We start from the raw sequence: 15,640 nt of genomic DNA on the forward strand, positions 1-15,640 counted from the left end.
AGGTGACGGGCTCCCGGTGCCCTGGCTCTACTCCTCGACGTAGACAGGAACGAGCCGCTCCCGCAACGGCACCCGGCGCCCGCTTCCTACGGGGAGTACGGCCACAGCCGTCAGCGTCCGCGCGATGTACGACCGGCGCTCAGCGAGAGTGACCCCGTCCCTGTCCCACTCCTTGGCCATGTCCACGGGTTCGTGCTGGCTCGTGAGCGTCTGACGCTGCCACGCGTTGCGCTCCTTCTTCAGACGCTGTTCGTCGGCCTCGTACTCGGCGAGATCGGAGTAGTAGCGCTCAGCGCTGATCTGCCGTGCCCTGCGGGCCTGCTTGAGATCGGCGATGTCTTCGCGGACGATCTTCAGCTCAGCCGCCTTCGGCCACTCCTGCGGTGCCTTGACCGACTGCCGCTTGCTGGCCTCTTCCTCGTACTTCGCGATCACGAGCTTACCGAGCAGCTCGTCAGTCTCCGGGCCCCCGATCTTGACCCCGCCACACCCCCTGCCCGTGCTCTTCGCCGGGCAGACGTAGTAGAAGTACCCTTCCGGCTTGCCCCGGCTCGGTGCTGCCTTCATCGCACGCAGCACTGAACCGCACTCGTCCTTGCCACAGCGGAGAGTGCCGCTGGATAGGTAGACGCGGGTGTTGTGGCCACCCCCGCGCATCGGGCCGTCACCGATGAGCTCCTTGACGGCCTCCCACTCGGGAATCGCCAAGATCGCCGTCCACTGTCCCTTGACGGGCTGGCCCTCATCGTTGTGGGCAATCGTCATGAGCTTGGTCTCTCGGCCCGATTCCGGGTCGAACTCGATCACGACGTGCGATCGGTATCCGCACAGGCGGGGATTGCGCATCATGTCCCTGAGCCCGATCCACGTCCAAGGGTTGCCCTTCGACGTGGTTACTCCCTTGCGATTCCAGTCAGCGACGATCGCGTGCCAATCAGCCCCCAGAATGAGGCGCTTGGCGGCAGCGCGAATGTGCTCGGCCTCGGTCGGGTTAAGAGTGCGCTTGTCCTTCTGCCACCCGAATGGGCGCGTCCCTCCTACAGGTATGCCCAGGTTCCGTCGGGCCTTGTGATTGCGGCGCACACGACGCGCGGTGTCGGCGGACTGCTTGTTGGCCACGGCGACGAGAACACGGGCCATGGTGCGCCCGTTATCTGTCAACAGGTCCAGCGTGCCCGTGATGTCGATGATCGGCCGGTGGTGGTGCTCAACGGTCTCGATGGCGTCCTCAAGGTGCCGGGGGTCACGAGTCAGGCGGTCGATGTCGTAGACGATCAATCCGTCGATGGGCTCGCCGTTCGGCGCTTGGCCTCGCTTGAGATCTTCCAACGCTCCCTCGAACACGGGGCGTAAGACGCGGTAGCCGACGCTGCCATCGGGTAAGCGGACTCGCCTGCGCTTCCACGCGGAGGTGTCCGGCTCCAAGTACGTGTAGACATACCGCCCCTGGCGGCTCTCGACGAACTGACGGCCGTCCTTCTCCTGTTCCTCCGTGCTCTTGATGTCCCTGCCGGTCATGAACCGAGGCGTACTCTTACCTGACTGGTCATCAGGAGTGAGCTCTCCCTCGGTCTCTTCAGTGGACAGCCGTGCCAGCCCCGCCCAGTTCTGCCCTGCCAACTGCCCCCAGTGCGCTTGCTGTACCAAGTCATCTGCCATGGGGAAAGGCTACGTTCGGAGAGGCGCTGTGCGATGCACCAGGAGATCCCCGAGGAGAAGTTGTCGCGCGTCTCCGCCTACGACTGGTTCGGCTCGGTCGCGATGGTGCCGCTGGCCACGGCGCTCGCCGGGCCCGCGGAGTCCGCGTTCGGCCTGTCCGCGTCGCTGTGGGGCTGCGCCGTGCTGGTGGTCCTGGTGACGGCGGCCGTCCTGTTCGTCCCCGACGTACGCCGGCTGACCCGGCGTACGACGGAGGTGGTGGCGTCGGCGAAGCCCCTCTCGCGCGGGGCCGCCGATCCCTCACCCGATGGAGAAGGCGCCGTCGGGCGGCTCGGGTGAGGCCACCGCGTCCTCGTCGCGCACCGGTGCCGCGCCCCCGATGAGGCGCCGCAGCGCGTCGCCGTGCTCGACCCGGGCGGGGAAGACGTCGGACGCAGTTCGGCGGGCCAGTTCTCCGACGTCGATGGGGCCGTGCGCGGCGATCAGCACCGCGTTCCCGAAGCGGCGCCCGCGCAGCACGGACGGCTCGGCGATCAGCGCGAGCTCCTCGAAGGCCTCGGCGAACGTGGCCAGTTGGGAGCGCAGGAACGTGAAGGGCGCGCCGTCGGCGAGGTTCGCGACGTAGTACCCGCCCGGGCGCAGCACCCGCTCGGCGATGTGTGCGTACGCGACCGTGGTGAGGTGCGCGGGGACGCGGGAGCCGCCGAAGACATCGGCGACGACGACGTCGGCGCTCCTGGCCGGCGCCGCTTCGAGCCACTGCCTGGCGTCCGTGCCGTGCACGCCGACCCCGCTCCCTTCGGCCAGCGGCAGCCGTTCGGCGATCAGTCGCAGCAGGCCCCGGTCCGCCTCGACCACCTGCTGCCGGGAACCGGGGCGGGTGGCGGCGAGGTAGCGGGGCAGGGTGAGCGCTCCCCCGCCGAGATGGGTGACGTCGAGCGGGGCGCCGGGCTCCGCCGCGGTGTCCAGTACGTGCGCGAGCCTGCGCAGGTACTCGAACTCGAGGTGGGTGGGTTCGTCCAGATCCACGTACGACTGGGGCGCGCCGTCGACCGTGAGCAGCCAGGCGCGCGGCCGGTCCACGTCTGGCATCAGCTTGGCGGTGCCGTAGTCGACTTCCCTGATGACGGGAACCGCTTCGGCCACGCCGTCGGCCCCGCCCTCGAACTCGTGCTCGTCCACGCCGCCCATTGTGCCCGCCCGCCCCGGGGGCCTGTTCCCCCGAGGCGGGCGGCACCGTGCGCCGCCGGTCAGGCGACTTCGGTCAGGCGACTTCGGTCACGGTGCCCGCGCCGACCGTGCGGCCGCCCTCACGGATGGCGAAGCCGAGGCCGGTCTCCAGCGGTACGTCGCGGCCGAGTTCGACCGTCATCGTGACCGTGTCGCCGGGTCGGGCCACGGCCGCCCCGCCGAGGTCGACGTCGCCGACCACGTCCGCGGTGCGGATGTAGAACTGCGGCCGGTACCCGGTGGCTATCGGCGTCCTGCGGCCGCCCTCGCGCGCCGACAGGACGTAGACCTGGGCGGTGAAGCGCCGCCGTGGGGCGACGCTGCCTGGCGCCGCGACGACATGGCCGCGTCGTACGGCGTCGCGGGGCAGGCCGCGCAGCAGCAGCGCCACGTTGTCGCCCGCCTGCGCCTCCTCCATCGGCTTGCCGAAGGTCTCCAGGCCGGTGACCACCGTCTCCGTGTCCGGGCCGAGGACCTCCACGCGGTCCCCGACGCGGACGGTGCCGCGCTCCACGGCGCCGGTGACGACGGTGCCGCGCCCGGTGATGGTGAGCACGTTCTCGACGGGCAGCAGGAACGGCGCGTCGAGATAGCGCTCGGGCATCGGCACATAGGTGTCCACCGCGTCGAGCAGCGCCTCGATCGCCGACGTCCACCGCGGGTCGCCCTCCAGCGCCCTGAGCCCCGAGACCCGTACGACGGGGACGGAGTCGCCCCCGTACCCGTGCTCGGAGAGCAGGTCGCGGACCTCTAGCTCGACGAGGTCCATGAGCTCCTCGTCACCGCCGTCGGCCTTGTTGAGGGCGACGACGATGTGGTCGACGCCGACCTGCCGGGCGAGCAGCACGTGCTCGGCGGTCTGCGGCATGATCCCGTCGAGCGCCGACACCACGAGGATCGCCCCGTCCAGCTGCGCCGCGCCGGTGACCATGTTCTTCACGTAGTCCGCGTGGCCCGGCATGTCCACGTGCGCGTAGTGCCGGGTGTCCGTCTCGTACTCGACGTGCGCGATGTTGATGGTGATGCCGCGCTGCGCCTCCTCCGGCGCGCGGTCGATGCGGTCGAAGGACACGTACTGGGTGCCGCCGCCGGTGCCGCGCTCGCTGAGGACCTTGGTGATGGCGGCGGTCAGGGTGGTCTTGCCGTGGTCGACATGGCCCATGGTGCCGATGTTCAGATGCGGTTTCGTGCGGACATAAGCCGTCTTGGGCATGGTGGTTCCTTCTCCGGAACTCGAAGCTGCTGCCCCGGGCCCGCGTCGGTGCGCGCGGTCGGGACGGGGACCCCTGGGCCCGACCGACCCTCCCCCTTGGGGGTCCGCCGGAATGTCCGGGGAGGGTCAGCTTCGGGCGCCGTCGAAGGCGGCGGGGGGAAGGACGGCAGCCTTCGCAGCGCCCGCGACTGCGGGCGTGGCTGCGAGGAAGGCGTACCGGAACATGGCCTGATCCTCACCGAAGAGAAGGCCCACGTCGAACGATTTTCGCGCGGCCCATGTGCCCGCGCCTCAGAGGTTCTTCAGCGCCTCCCGTGCGGAGAGCGGCGACAACCGGTCCCGCTCCCGCTCCACGAAGGCGCGCACGGCCTCCGGGTCAGTCTTGGCGTACTCCCGCAGGCACCAGCCGATCGCTTTGCGGATGAAGAAGTCGGGGTGCCCCGACTGCCGTACGCAGTAGGCGAAGAGGCGCTCGGTGTCGGTGGCCGACTTGTGGCGGAGTTGGTGGAGGAGGGCCGTGCGGGCCACCCACAGGTTCTCGTCGCCGATCCACTCGTCCATGACGGTCCGCAGCTGCGGGTCGGCGGTGACCAGCGCGCCGACGACGTGCGCGGCGAGCGCGTCGACCGTGTCCCACCAGGGGCGGGCGGTGATGAGGTGGCGTACGACGGGGAGGAAGTCCGAGGAGCAGCGCCGGACGTGGCGGGTCAGGTAGTCGACGGCGAAGTAGGCGTACTCGCGCTCGGGCAGCTCCCAGCAGCGCAGGGCGATCGCCGTGCAGTCCCTCTGGCCGGGCCGCGGGACACCGGCAAGGACGGTGCGGGACAGCTCGCGGCGGACCGGCGAGGGCAGGCCGAGGAAGGGGGCGACGTCCTTCATGTACGCCTTCATCCGCGCGGCCCGGACCGGATCGGCCGCCTGCGCGTAGGTGGTGACGAGCCGTCGGACGACGACGTCGGCCACCTCACTGTGCGGCGCCCGTACCGGGACTGTGACGCTCATGAGACGCACCATACGGCGATCAGACACATGTTCCGGCTACGCTTCCCGGATGCTCCAGACCGCCGTCACCCGTCCGCAGGGCCTCGCCGTGCGCTGCGCCAGAGCGCTGCTCTCGCCGTGGTCGCGGCTCTCCCTGCTCGTGATGCTGCTGGTCGCGGCGGCGACCTGTGTGCTGGTCTTCGAGCCGCAGCGGCTCCTCTCCGACGGCTGGCCCGCGCAGGTGGGCGGAGCCACGGCGGTGGCCCTGTTCGCGGTGGCGTACGGGGTGTGCACCGCCGCGTTCGTGCCGCGTCCGCTGCTCAATCTGGCGGCGGGGGCGCTCTTCGGCTCGCAGGCGGGTCTCGTCTCGGCGATCGCCGGCACGGTCTTCGGTGCCGGGATCTCCTTCGGGCTCGGCCGGATGCTGGGCCAGGACGCGTTGCGGCCGCTGCTGCGCGGGCGCTGGCTGAAGGCCGTCGACGGTCAGCTCAGCCGGCACGGTTTCCGGTCGATGCTCGCTGTGCGGCTCTTCCCCGGGGTGCCGTTCGCCGCGGCCAACTACTGCGCCGCCGTGTCCCGCATGGGCTGGCTGCCGTTCCTGATCGCCACCGGCCTGGGGTCCATCCCGAACACGGCGGCGTACGTCATCGCGGGCGCGCGCGCCTCCACGCCCACGTCGCCGGTCTTCCTGATCGCGATGGGGTTCATCGCGGTGACGGGTCTGGGCGGGGCGGCGGTGGCCTGGTTCAAGCGCCACCACTTCCGCGACCGCTGAGGGCGGCGCCCCTCTTCCGCGAACCGCTCTCCAGGCCGCTTTTCGGGGCATCGGACAGGTGTGCCCGTCCGGGCAGCAGGAGCGGAGTGGCGAGCAGGAGGACGCCGGAGAGGGTGATCCCGGCGAGCGGGCCGGTGAGCGTGGCGAGGATGCCCCAGAGCACCGTGAGGGCGGCTTGTACGAGTCGGCTGCTGACGCTCCATGCGGCGATGACCTGGGCGGCGCGGTCCGCGGGGGCCCGGCGCAGGCGTTCCGTGGCGTGGATCGGGTTGAAGACGCCCATGCAGGTGATCAGCAGGCTCTCGACGACGATCACCGTGAGGAGCCCGGGAATCCCCGGCCGGACGAACGCGAGACCGAGCGGGAAGAGCGCCCGCAGCAGACCGGAGACGGTCAGCACCCGGTACCGGCCGTACCGCCTCACCAGGCGTGCGCTGAGGCGGGCGCCCACGAGACCGCCGAGCGCGGGAACGCCGAAGGCGAGACCGTACTGCCAGGCCGGAAAGTGGTAGACGCCCAGCAGGAGGACGGTCAAAAGCGGCACGGCGGCCATGATCAGTCCGCTGACCAGGATCGAGTTGAGGAACAGGCGCCGCAGTGCGCCGTCGCGCAGGATGCACCGCCAGCCGTCGAGCAGGTCGGCGCCGCGCGGCCCGCCCGCCGGGGAGCGGGGCGTCGCGACATCGCCGCCACGGATACGCAGGATCCCGAGCGCGGACAGCAGGTAGCTGAGGGCGTCGAGCAGGACGGTGACGACCGGGCCGAGCAGCCCGATGAGCGCGCCGCCGAGGGGCGGGCCCACCGCGGTCGCCACCCAGCTCGTGCCCTCGAACCTGCTGTTCGCGACGAGGAGATGATCACTGTGGACGAGGTGTTTCAGGTACGCGCCGGACGCGGCGGTGAAGGCGATGCCCGCGGTGCCGCAGATGACGGAGACGCACAGCAACTGGCCGTAGGACAGCACGCCGAGGACGTACGCGAGCGGGACGCTTCCCATCGCGAGGAAGCGGACCAGGTCCGTCGCGGCCATCACCGGCCGCTTGGCCCGGTGCTCGACCCACGGCCCGAGCGGGAACGCCACGAGCGCCGCGACGGCGAGCCCGGCCGCCCCCAGCAGCGAAACGGCGAACGGCGACGAGTGCAGCACCCGCACCGCGATGAGCGGGAACGCCCCGAAGGCCGTCCAGGTGCCGTACGTACTGACCGCGTAGGCCGACCAGAGCCGGCCGAAATCGGAACCCAGCCTTACGCGCACGTGATGGCCCTCCACTCGATCCACGTGAAGGTGGACAACTGATGCTTGGGTCCCGCATCACATCGCCCGCCCGGCCGCAGGCGCAAACAACCGTGGCTCGGCGAGCCACAACGATCGGTTGAGTCTGTCTCCCCTACGTCTGCCGGATCACGCCCCATAGGCTGCCCCCGTGGATACCGAGGCAGTGCGATCGTTCGTCCGTGCGGCCGAGATCGGGCAGTTGCGGCACGCGGCCGACGAGTTGGGCGTGACACAGCAGGCGGTCTCGAAGCGGATCGCCGCCCTGGAGCGCGAGCTGGACGTCCGCCTGTTCACCCGCACCGCGCGCGGAGTCGAGCTGACCCTCGACGGCCAGGCCTTCCTGCCGCACGCGCGGAGCATCGTCGCGGGTGTCGACCGCGCCGTGGGCGCCGTCAGGCCGGGCTCACGGGCCCTGCGCATCGACGTTCTGGGCCTGCGCAGCGCGCAGGCCGTCATCCTGCACGACTACTGGCGATCGCATCCCGGGACCGACCTCGACGTGGTGACCCTCAGGGTCAACGACCCGCACGCGGCGGCCGCCGCGGTCCGGGCAGGCGATGTCGACGCCTCGTTCCGCAGCGTCACCGACCCGGCCGCGCTCCCGCCCGACGTGCGGATGATCCACGCCTTCCACTCCCCGCTGGAACTCCTCGTCGGCCCCAAGCACCCGCTCGCAGCCGCGCGCACGGTGACACCGGCCCGGCTGCGCGGGCTGCGGATCTGGGTGCCGGGCATCGCTCCCCGCAGCGAGTGGGCGGAGTTCTACGACGAGCTGGCCGGCCAGTTCGACCTGCGCGTCGACGCGGCGGGCCCGAACTTCGGCAACGAGGTGCTCCTCGACGCCCTCGCGGACTCCGCCGACGTGGCCACGCTCGTCGGCGCGCGCGACCGCTACATCTGGCCGGCCGGTCATGACCTGCGCCGCATCCCGATCGTGAACCCGACGCTCGCCTACCCGCTCTCCCTCATGCTCCCCCGGACGAACCCGCACCCGGGTCTCCGGCCGGTCATCAACCACTTCGCCAACCTGGCGCCGCTCCCCGAGCCGGTCTGGCTCCCGTCCTGGGCCACGACTCCGTAGCAGCCCTCAGCTCCGTAGCAGCCCTCAGCTCCGTAGCAGCTCCCAGCGTCGACGCCAGGGCCCCGGAGGCGCTCAGCTGCCGCAGGCGCAATCCGCCGGGGCAAGGGTCTGACTCTTGCCCATCAGGTCGGCGTCGGCCTTGACGACGTAGACCTCCCACGGCTCCTTGCCGGGGCCGTGTACCCACACCTTGTCCTGGAGGGCGTAGCAGCAGGAGGTGTCGTTCTCCTCGAAGGTGGCGAGGCCCGCGTCCTTGAGGCGGGTCGTGGCGGCGGTGACCTCGTCCGTGCTCTCCACCTCTACGCCGAGGTGGTCGAGGCGGGTTTCCTGGCCGGGCTCGCCCTCGATGAGGACGAGCTTGAGCGGCGGGGAGGTGAGGGTGAAGTTCGCGTAGCCGGGGCGGCGCTTGGCGGGCCCGACCCCGAAGAGCTCGGAGTAGAAGGTGACGGACGCTTCGAGGTCGGCGACGTTAAGCGCGAGCTGGGCGCGGGACATGGCGGTCCTCCCGGATTTGGCGTTGCATCGATGTCTGTCGATGCATGACGGGCATGGCCACCTTGCGCCCTGGATCGATGAGCGTCAATATAGAAGCATGTCGAAACAAGAGCTCCTGGTGCTCGGCCAGGACGGCGCGGACGGATGCCGCCCCACCCTGCTGACCGCTCCGCTGGACGAGGACCGGGCCGAGATGCTGGCGAAGGTGTTCAAGGCCCTGGGCGACCCGGTCCGGCTGAGGCTGCTGTCGATGATCGCCTCCCGGTCCGGCGGCGAGGTCTGCGTCTGCGACCTCACCCCCGCATTCGACCTGTCCCAGCCGACGATCTCCCACCACCTCAAACTGCTCAAGCAGGCCGGGCTCATCGACTCCGAGCGGCGCGGAACCTGGGTGTACTACCGGCTGCTGCCCGACATGACCGACCAGCTCGCCGCGCTTCTCACCCGCCCCTCCGGGCAGAGCCGGGCCACTCCCGCCGGGCAGACCCGGGCCACCCCTGCCGGGCAGACCCCGGCAACCCCCGCCGGGCAGCCCTCGCCCACCCCCGCCGGGGCCGTCTCGTGAGCACCGGCACTTCCACGTCCGCGGGGCCGGTCGCCGGCCGGCTGTCGTTCCTCGACCGGTTCCTTGCCGTGTGGATCCTCGTCGCGATGGCCGCCGGCCTGGGCCTCGGCCGCCTCATCCCCGGCCTCGGCGACGCACTCGCGAAGGTCACCGTCACGGGGGTGTCGCTGCCCATCGCCCTCGGCCTGCTCGTCATGATGTACCCGGTCCTGGCCAAGGTCCGCTACGACCGCCTCCACACCGTCACCCGCGACCGCCGCCTGCTCGTTCCCTCGCTGGTCCTGAACTGGCTCGTGGGCCCGGCGCTGATGTTCGCGCTCGCCTGGCTGTTCCTGCCGGACCTGCCCGAGTATCGCACCGGCCTGATCATCGTGGGCCTCGCCCGCTGCATCGCCATGGTCGTCATCTGGAACGACCTCGCCTGCGGCGACCGCGAGGCCGCCGCCGTCCTGGTCGCCCTGAACAGCGTCTTCCAGGTCCTCGCCTTCGGCCTGCTCGGCTGGTTCTACCTGTCCGTGCTGCCCGGCCTGCTCGGACTGCAACAGACGGCGCTCGACGTGTCCGTGTGGGAGATCGCCCGCAGCGTGCTGATCTTCCTCGGCATCCCGCTGCTCGCCGGGTTCCTCACCCGCCGCCTCGGCGAGAAGGCCAGGGGCCGTACCTGGTACGAGACGAAGCTGATCCCCCGCATCGGGCCGTACGCCCTGTACGGACTGCTGTTCACCATCGTCGTGCTGTTCGCCCTCCAGGGCGACGCCATCACCTCCCGGCCCCTCGACGTCGCCCGCATCGCGCTGCCGCTCCTCGTCTACTTCGCGCTGATGTGGGCCGGGTCCATGGCCGTGGGCCGCGCGGTGGGACTCGACCATCCGAGGGCGACCACGCTCGCGTTCACCGCCGCGGGCAACAACTTCGAGCTGGCCATCGCGGTCGCCATCGCCACGTTCGGCGCCACCTCCGGGCAGGCCCTCGCCGGAGTCGTCGGCCCGCTCATCGAGGTCCCCGTTCTGATCGGCCTGGTGTACGTCGCCCTCACCGCGCGCCGCTTCTTCCCCGGGGCGGCCGGGGCGGCCGGGGCGTCGCCGCCGTCGGGCCCGGTCGGCGAGGAGACGGGACAGCGCGAGCCGTCGCTCCGGGGGTGAACAGCGCGAGCCGTCGTTCCGGGGGTGACGGGCAGCCCGCGAGCATCACGGCGGTCGACCGGGCCGCCGCCGGCTCGGCGCGGCCCGCGGTCGGCGGCCCTCCCACCGTCCCGTAACCCAGGACCGCTACGCTGCCCACGACGAGGAACCCGACCGTGCCTCGTGCTCCGGCGTTCCGCCCCGCGCACGCCGAAGTCACCTTTCCGCCACGCCTCAGCCTCGCCCGCTATGACCGCTACGACCGCATCCGCGGCCTGATGATCAGTACTTGGACGGCGCAGTTTCCATGTCTTGGCTTGAATCCTTCATCCTCGGACTCGTCCAGGGACTGACCGAGTTCCTCCCCATCTCCTCCAGCGCGCACCTGCGGCTGACCGCGGCGTTCGCGGGCTGGCACGATCCCGGGGCCGCGTTCACGGCGATCACGCAGATCGGCACCGAGGCCGCCGTGCTCATCTACTTCCGCAAGGACATCGCGCGGATCCTGTCGGCGTGGTTCGGCTCGCTCTTCGGCAAGGTGCCGCGCTCGGACCACGACGCGCAGATGGGCTGGCTCGTCATCGTCGGCTCCATCCCCATCGGCGTCCTCGGCGTCACGTTCAAGGACCAGATCGAGGGCCCCTTCCGCGACCTCCGGCTGATCGCCACCACGCTCATCGTGATGGGCGTCGTCCTCGGCATCGCCGACCGCTTGGCGGCCCGCGACGAAACGGGCGGCAAGCACCGCGCCGTACGGGAGCGCAAGGGCCTGAGGGAACTCGGCGTCAAGGACGGCCTGATCTTCGGCATCTGCCAGGCGATGGCCCTGGTCCCCGGCGTCTCACGCTCGGGCGCCACCATCAGCGGCGGCCTCCTCATGGGCTACACCCGCGAGGCCGCGGCCCGCTACTCGTTCCTCCTCGCGATCCCCGCGGTCCTCGCGTCCGGCGTCTTCGAGCTGAAGGACGCGGGCGAGGGACACGTCGCCTGGGGCCCGACGATCTTCGCCACGATCATCGCCTTCGTCGTCGGCTACGCGGTCATCGCCTGGTTCATGAAGTTCATCACGACCAAGAGCTTCATGCCGTTCGTGTACTACCGGATCCTGCTCGGCATCGTCCTGGTTGTGCTGGTCAGCATGGGTGCGCTGAGCCCTCACGCCGGTGAGTCGGCGGGTTGAGCCCCTCGTTATAGTGCGACTTCCTGCGTGTCGATCAGCCCAAATGCCGCGCAACAACTTGCAGCTCCTCGCAGATATTTGGAGCGTCCGGTAGGGAGATTCTCCCAGTGTTCTCCCACTGGAGACGTGACACCGCCCGCCGGCTTGCCCACTTGGGAGGTGGACCGGCAACCCGGCGGGCGGTGTCACGCACTGACGCTCGATTTCCTTCTCGGTCTGCGCTCTTCTCTCTCGCCTCGGCGGTGAGCGTCGCTCTTCCCCCTCACACGTGGCCCGACAGCCTCCTGCAGGTGGGGTGCCCAGAAGGCTTAAGCGGACCGTTCGACCCCGCGAACAGTGAGCTCCGCGGTCAGGCCGATAGAAGAGACTCCCGGCTGGATGCCCGCCGTGTTCCTCTTCGGCACGGCATGTTGCATCTTCCGCTTCGGCGGCGCCTGGTCCTGGTGGGCCGCACTTTGGGCTCCGGTGTTGGCCATGGCCGTCGGAATCGCAGTGTATGAGTGGCGAGTGGTGGCCGCCAATCGCGGGCGCATGCCCGTCAGTGAATGGGGCCTGCTCATCGTCGCCCATGCAGGCTGCGCGGCAGTCCTCGCAGCCATGCTGGACCTGTTGCCCAACTGACTGCCTGAGTCCAGGGCTCAGCTGCGGCGGGGCCCTGGACTCAGCGTCCTCTACTTCGGCTTGTCGGGAACCGGCTTCGCCGCAATCCGGAAGGCTCACGCACGCGCACGGTGACCCGCCGGCCGCCGCTTCCCTGCGGCGGGTGCACGACTGTCGGAGCGCTCATTCATCCAATGGTGACCTGCATGACTGGTGCCTTGTAGTTGCCGGCACCGAGGACTAAGAACCTTGGCGCCCGCGGTGATGACCGCGCCAAGTGCCCCCTCCAACTGATCTCTCAACTGTTCGGTGGAGAGATGCGATGCGTAATTTTCAGGGATCAGAGCGTCCCAAGCAAAGATCGCTTCGACGAACGCCGCGAACGCCTCCGCAGCTTGCTCGCGTCGTCGCGAACGGTCTTGTAAGCGTGCTGTCGCAATGGCGCCGCCGATCGCGCCAGCAGCCCCAACGACCCCACCTAGAACAGCTGCGACCGCGCCGAGTGTGGCGACGCTTCCAGAATCCACGCCCCGCATTGTGTCGGTTACCCACAGGTGTCGGTTACCCACAGGCCCCCGCAGGCAGTTCACAAACGCCCGCCGCCAGGCACGATGATCCAGCTCGACGCCCCCGAACGCCACGGCCTGGCCCGGTCCACGCGCAAAGGGCCTCGCCGATCGATGCTCACGACGTTGTGCGGGTAGGTGACGTGCAACTAGATGACGTGCGGCACGGACAGCAGGGGTCCGTTGACGCCGTCGGCGAACAGTTCCGCGAACTGCCCCGCCCCGCTGGTCCCGCCGCAGGCCACAGCACCGCGTTCTCCGTGCGGACGCGGACGACGAGCCACGGCGTGTTGGCGATGGTGAAGAGCATGGCAGTGATCCATGCGGTGTGGACGAGGGGCAGGGCGATGCCTTCGAACAGGACGATGAGGTAGTTGGGGTGCCGCATCCAGCGGTAGGGCCCGGTGGTGACCAGCGGCAGCCCGGGTACGACGATGACGCGGGTGTTCCATCGGGGGCCGAGCGCCCTCATGCACCAGGCGCGGACTGCCTGCACGAGGACGAGGGCGGCCAGCGCCGGCCAGCCGATCAAAGGGACGAAGGCGCGATCGGTGAGGGCGACCTCCGCGACGATCCCGACGAGCAGGCAGACATGAAGGGTGATCATGACGGGGTGGTGGCGTTGCCCGTACTCGATGCCTCCGCGGTCGATGGCCCATCGCGCGTTCCGACGGGCGGTTGTCAGTTCGACCAGGCGCACGATGGTCACCGCGGTCATGAGAACGAACAGGCTTACGGGGATCGTCACCCGGCCCAGGGTCATGTCGGATCCTCCTTCTACGCGTTCGCGAGCCGGTTGAGGCGTTCGGCCAGGGCGCGGTACCTGTCGGCACGGTCCGCTGAGTCCTCCATGTGGGCGGCGATCTCCTCCTGGGCGTGCTGTCCGACCGGTGTGAGTCCGGTGGTGTCGAGGGCGCCGAGCATGCGGACGAAGGGAAGGGCGATGTCCTTGTAGTAGATCTCCGGTGAGAGGATGCCCGACCTGGCCATGGAGCTGACCAGCCGGCCGAAGCCGGGTGCGGCGTGGCCAGGGGGGCGGAATGTCCTGAGGACCTTGGCCACAGCCTGCAGCGTTCGGTCGGGGTGCATGCGCATGCACGCCTGGAGGGTGGTCCGGTAGAAGAGCATGTGCCGGTTCTCGTCGTGGGCGATGCGCTGCATCAGGGCCCCGCACACCGGCTCGTCGCAGAGTCGGCGGATTCCCTGGTAGCTGACGCGGGTGCCGAGTTCCTGGATGGTGACGTAGACCAGAGAGGCGATGAGGTCGCCGCGGTAGTCGATCTCGTAGCCGTGCTGCACATGCGCGGCGCGGGCGTCCTCCAGAAGCGCCGGGTCGGCACTGCGGGTGACCACGAGGTAGTCACGGATGGCGGTGCCGTGTCTGGCCTCCTCCATGGTCCATCGATTGACCCAGACACCCCAAGGGCCGTCGAGCGACAGCATTTCCCCGATCACCCGGTGGTAACTGGGCAGGTTTTCCTCGGTGAGCAGGCTGTAGAGAAGACCGTCCCTAGCGGCCGCCTTCAGCTTCTGCTGGGAGGGGTCCCAAGGTTCCCCTTCGAGGAGACCGTCGAAGTCACGGCCCTGGCTCCACGGGACGTACTGGTGCGGGTACCAGTCGACGGTGGTCCGGAGATGCGTGTCGAGGGCGTCGGTGACCACCGGTTCGAGGTCGATCAGGATGCGTACGTCTGCGGGGACGGCGGGCACGGTCCGTGACACCTTTCTTGTCGTGCAGTCGTCGGGTTCGGCGGCAGGCGTCCCCCTACGGGGCGTGGCTACCAGCGGAGGAGGACCAGTTCGATGGCGAACCCCGGCCCCATGGCGGCGACCAGGCCGGGCGCGTTCGCGGGGGGCGGTGTTTCCATGGCCGCGTGCAGGATGTCCAGTACGGAGACGGACGAGAGGTTGCCCCGCTCGGCCACGGAGCGCCGAGTGAGGTCCAAGGCGCCGGGCTGCAGGTCCAAGGCCTGCTGTACACCGGTGAAGACCTTCGGCCCGCCACCGTGGATGATCCAGCTCGCGATCTGGTGCGGCGCCAACGCGTGCCGCGCGAGGAGCCCTTGGACGGCCGTGGGCAAGTGCTTCTCCGTGAGCGTCGGGACCTCGGGCGACAGCAGGATCCGGAAGCCGTGGGAGCCGATGTCCCAGCCGAGGACGTCCTCGGTGCCGGGGACCAGCAGGCTGTGGGTGTCCACCAGCTCAGGCCCGGCGGGGCAGCCGTCCCGCTGGGCTCCGAAGGCCACGACGGCGGCAGCGCCGTCCCCGAAGAGGCTCCCGGCGACGATGTTCGCCACGGAACCGTCATTGCGCTGATGCGCCAGTGTGCACAGTTCCACGGCGAGGAGGACGGCCACTTGGTCGGGGTGGGCCAGTAGGTAGTCATGGAGCCGCGCCAGACCTGCGGCGCCTCCGGCGCAGCCGTTGCCGAACAGCGGGATACGTTTGACGTCCGGCCGCAGCCCGACCCGGTGGGCGAGCCGCGCCTCCAGCGACGGCACGGCCAGCCCGGTGACGGTGGTGCTGATCACCGCGTCGACCTCCTCAGGCCGGACGCCCGCGGCGCGCAGCGCGCCGGTCAGCGCCCGTTCCCCCAGGTCCATGGCGGTCTCGAGCCAGACGCGGTTCTGCTCGGTGAAGTCCTCCCTGCGGGCGAGATCGGCGAGCTTCTCCAGCGGCAGGGAGAGCGAGCGGGTCTCCACACCCGAGTTGGCATGGATCTTGCGGAGTACCAGAGCGCCCGTCTCGGACTCCAGCAGCGTCGTGCGGGCCAGCGCGGCCAGGATCTCTTCCTGCCGGTATTGGTACGGCGGGAAGGCCGTCCGGATCGCCGCCACCTGTGGGCCGGTGACCGCCGACTGCCGGGTGGTGCGGTCATGTGTCGCCTGAGGCATCGAC

General features: G+C 70.0%; 15 protein-coding genes and 1 pseudogene. 7 read left to right on the plus strand and 9 right to left on the minus strand.

The genetic code is table 11. From position 1 onward, the window contains the following. Positions 1-27: 27 nt before the first annotated feature. Positions 28-1,659, minus strand: coding sequence for a recombinase family protein (locus AC07DI_RS15105; protein ID WP_478904751.1), 1,632 nt, complete (start codon positions 1,657-1,659; stop codon positions 28-30). Positions 1,660-1,689: 30 nt separating this feature from the next. On the opposite strand from AC07DI_RS15105, the pseudogene AC07DI_RS15110 reads away from it, so the two are divergent. Further along, a pseudogene (locus AC07DI_RS15110) lies at positions 1,690-1,998 on the plus strand (MFS transporter); the annotation flags it as partial. Here the strand turns inward: AC07DI_RS15110 and AC07DI_RS15115 are convergent. From AC07DI_RS15115 to AC07DI_RS15125, 3 genes are all read right to left on the minus strand, one after another. Beyond that, entirely contained in the window at positions 1,960-2,805 is an 846-nt protein-coding gene (locus AC07DI_RS15115; RefSeq protein WP_478904819.1) for a spermidine synthase, read from the minus strand. The pseudogene AC07DI_RS15110 and the gene AC07DI_RS15115 overlap by 39 nt on opposite strands. Positions 2,806-2,923: 118 nt before the next feature. Next, a complete protein-coding gene (gene tuf, locus AC07DI_RS15120; RefSeq protein ID WP_478904752.1) occupies positions 2,924-4,102 on the minus strand; it encodes an elongation factor Tu in 1,179 nt (392 codons plus the stop codon). A 291-nt stretch (positions 4,103-4,393) separates the two neighbouring features. Continuing rightward, positions 4,394-5,104: a DNA alkylation repair protein gene (locus AC07DI_RS15125; protein ID WP_478904753.1), complete on the minus strand. Its 711-nt coding sequence runs from the start codon at positions 5,102-5,104 to the stop codon at positions 4,394-4,396. 49 nt (positions 5,105-5,153) lie between these two features. On the opposite strand from AC07DI_RS15125, the gene AC07DI_RS15130 reads away from it, so the two are divergent. Beyond that, entirely contained in the window at positions 5,154-5,858 is a 705-nt protein-coding gene (locus tag AC07DI_RS15130; protein WP_478904754.1) for a TVP38/TMEM64 family protein, read from the plus strand. Here AC07DI_RS15130 and AC07DI_RS15135 read toward each other — a convergent pair. Beyond that, entirely contained in the window at positions 5,830-7,113 is a 1,284-nt protein-coding gene (locus tag AC07DI_RS15135; protein WP_478904755.1) for an MFS transporter, read from the minus strand. The two genes, AC07DI_RS15130 and AC07DI_RS15135, sit on opposite strands and share 29 nt — an antisense overlap. A 169-nt stretch (positions 7,114-7,282) precedes the next feature. On the opposite strand from AC07DI_RS15135, the gene AC07DI_RS15140 reads away from it, so the two are divergent. Next, on the plus strand, positions 7,283-8,215 hold the full coding sequence (locus tag AC07DI_RS15140) for a LysR family transcriptional regulator (RefSeq protein ID WP_478904756.1): 933 nt from the start codon (positions 7,283-7,285) through the stop codon (positions 8,213-8,215). A gap of 72 nt (positions 8,216-8,287) precedes the next feature. On the opposite strand, the gene AC07DI_RS15145 is transcribed toward AC07DI_RS15140, so the two are convergent. Beyond that, complete coding sequence (locus tag AC07DI_RS15145; protein ID WP_478904757.1) at positions 8,288-8,710, minus strand: ArsI/CadI family heavy metal resistance metalloenzyme; 423 nt, start codon at positions 8,708-8,710, stop codon at positions 8,288-8,290. A gap of 97 nt (positions 8,711-8,807) precedes the next feature. Here AC07DI_RS15145 and AC07DI_RS15150 point away from each other — a divergent pair, with 97 nt between their 5' ends. The 4 genes from AC07DI_RS15150 to AC07DI_RS15165 all read left to right on the plus strand — a co-directional run bounded on the left by AC07DI_RS15150 (position 8,808) and on the right by AC07DI_RS15165 (position 12,197). Further along, positions 8,808-9,275: an ArsR/SmtB family transcription factor gene (locus tag AC07DI_RS15150; protein ID WP_478904758.1), complete on the plus strand. Its 468-nt coding sequence runs from the start codon at positions 8,808-8,810 to the stop codon at positions 9,273-9,275. Beyond that, positions 9,272-10,417, plus strand: coding sequence for an ACR3 family arsenite efflux transporter (gene arsB, locus AC07DI_RS15155; RefSeq protein ID WP_478904759.1), 1,146 nt, complete (start codon positions 9,272-9,274; stop codon positions 10,415-10,417). The genes AC07DI_RS15150 and arsB overlap by 4 nt, the downstream gene beginning before the upstream one ends. A gap of 286 nt (positions 10,418-10,703) precedes the next feature. Further along, positions 10,704-11,576: an undecaprenyl-diphosphate phosphatase gene (locus AC07DI_RS15160; RefSeq protein ID WP_478904760.1), complete on the plus strand. Its 873-nt coding sequence runs from the start codon at positions 10,704-10,706 to the stop codon at positions 11,574-11,576. 378 nt (positions 11,577-11,954) lie between these two features. Further along, positions 11,955-12,197 (plus strand): hypothetical protein, encoded by a 243-nt coding sequence (locus AC07DI_RS15165; protein WP_478904761.1) that lies wholly within the window; start codon positions 11,955-11,957, stop codon positions 12,195-12,197. Between the two features lie 663 nt (positions 12,198-12,860). On the opposite strand, the gene AC07DI_RS15170 is transcribed toward AC07DI_RS15165, so the two are convergent. The 3 genes from AC07DI_RS15170 to AC07DI_RS15180 all read right to left on the minus strand — a co-directional run bounded on the left by AC07DI_RS15170 (position 12,861) and on the right by AC07DI_RS15180 (position 15,636). Next, positions 12,861-13,505: an isoprenylcysteine carboxyl methyltransferase family protein gene (locus tag AC07DI_RS15170; RefSeq protein ID WP_478904762.1), complete on the minus strand. Its 645-nt coding sequence runs from the start codon at positions 13,503-13,505 to the stop codon at positions 12,861-12,863. Between the two features lie 14 nt (positions 13,506-13,519). Continuing rightward, positions 13,520-14,452, minus strand: a complete 933-nt coding sequence (locus AC07DI_RS15175) for an acyl-ACP desaturase (RefSeq protein WP_478904763.1) — start codon at positions 14,450-14,452, stop codon at positions 13,520-13,522. A gap of 68 nt (positions 14,453-14,520) precedes the next feature. Continuing rightward, positions 14,521-15,636 carry a type III polyketide synthase gene (locus AC07DI_RS15180; protein ID WP_384251865.1) on the minus strand — a complete coding sequence of 372 codons (1,116 nt, stop codon included), beginning with the start codon at positions 15,634-15,636 and terminating at the stop codon, positions 14,521-14,523. Between the last annotated feature and the right edge of the window lie 4 nt (positions 15,637-15,640).

Source organism: Streptomyces sp. NPDC044106 (assembly GCF_056433985.1).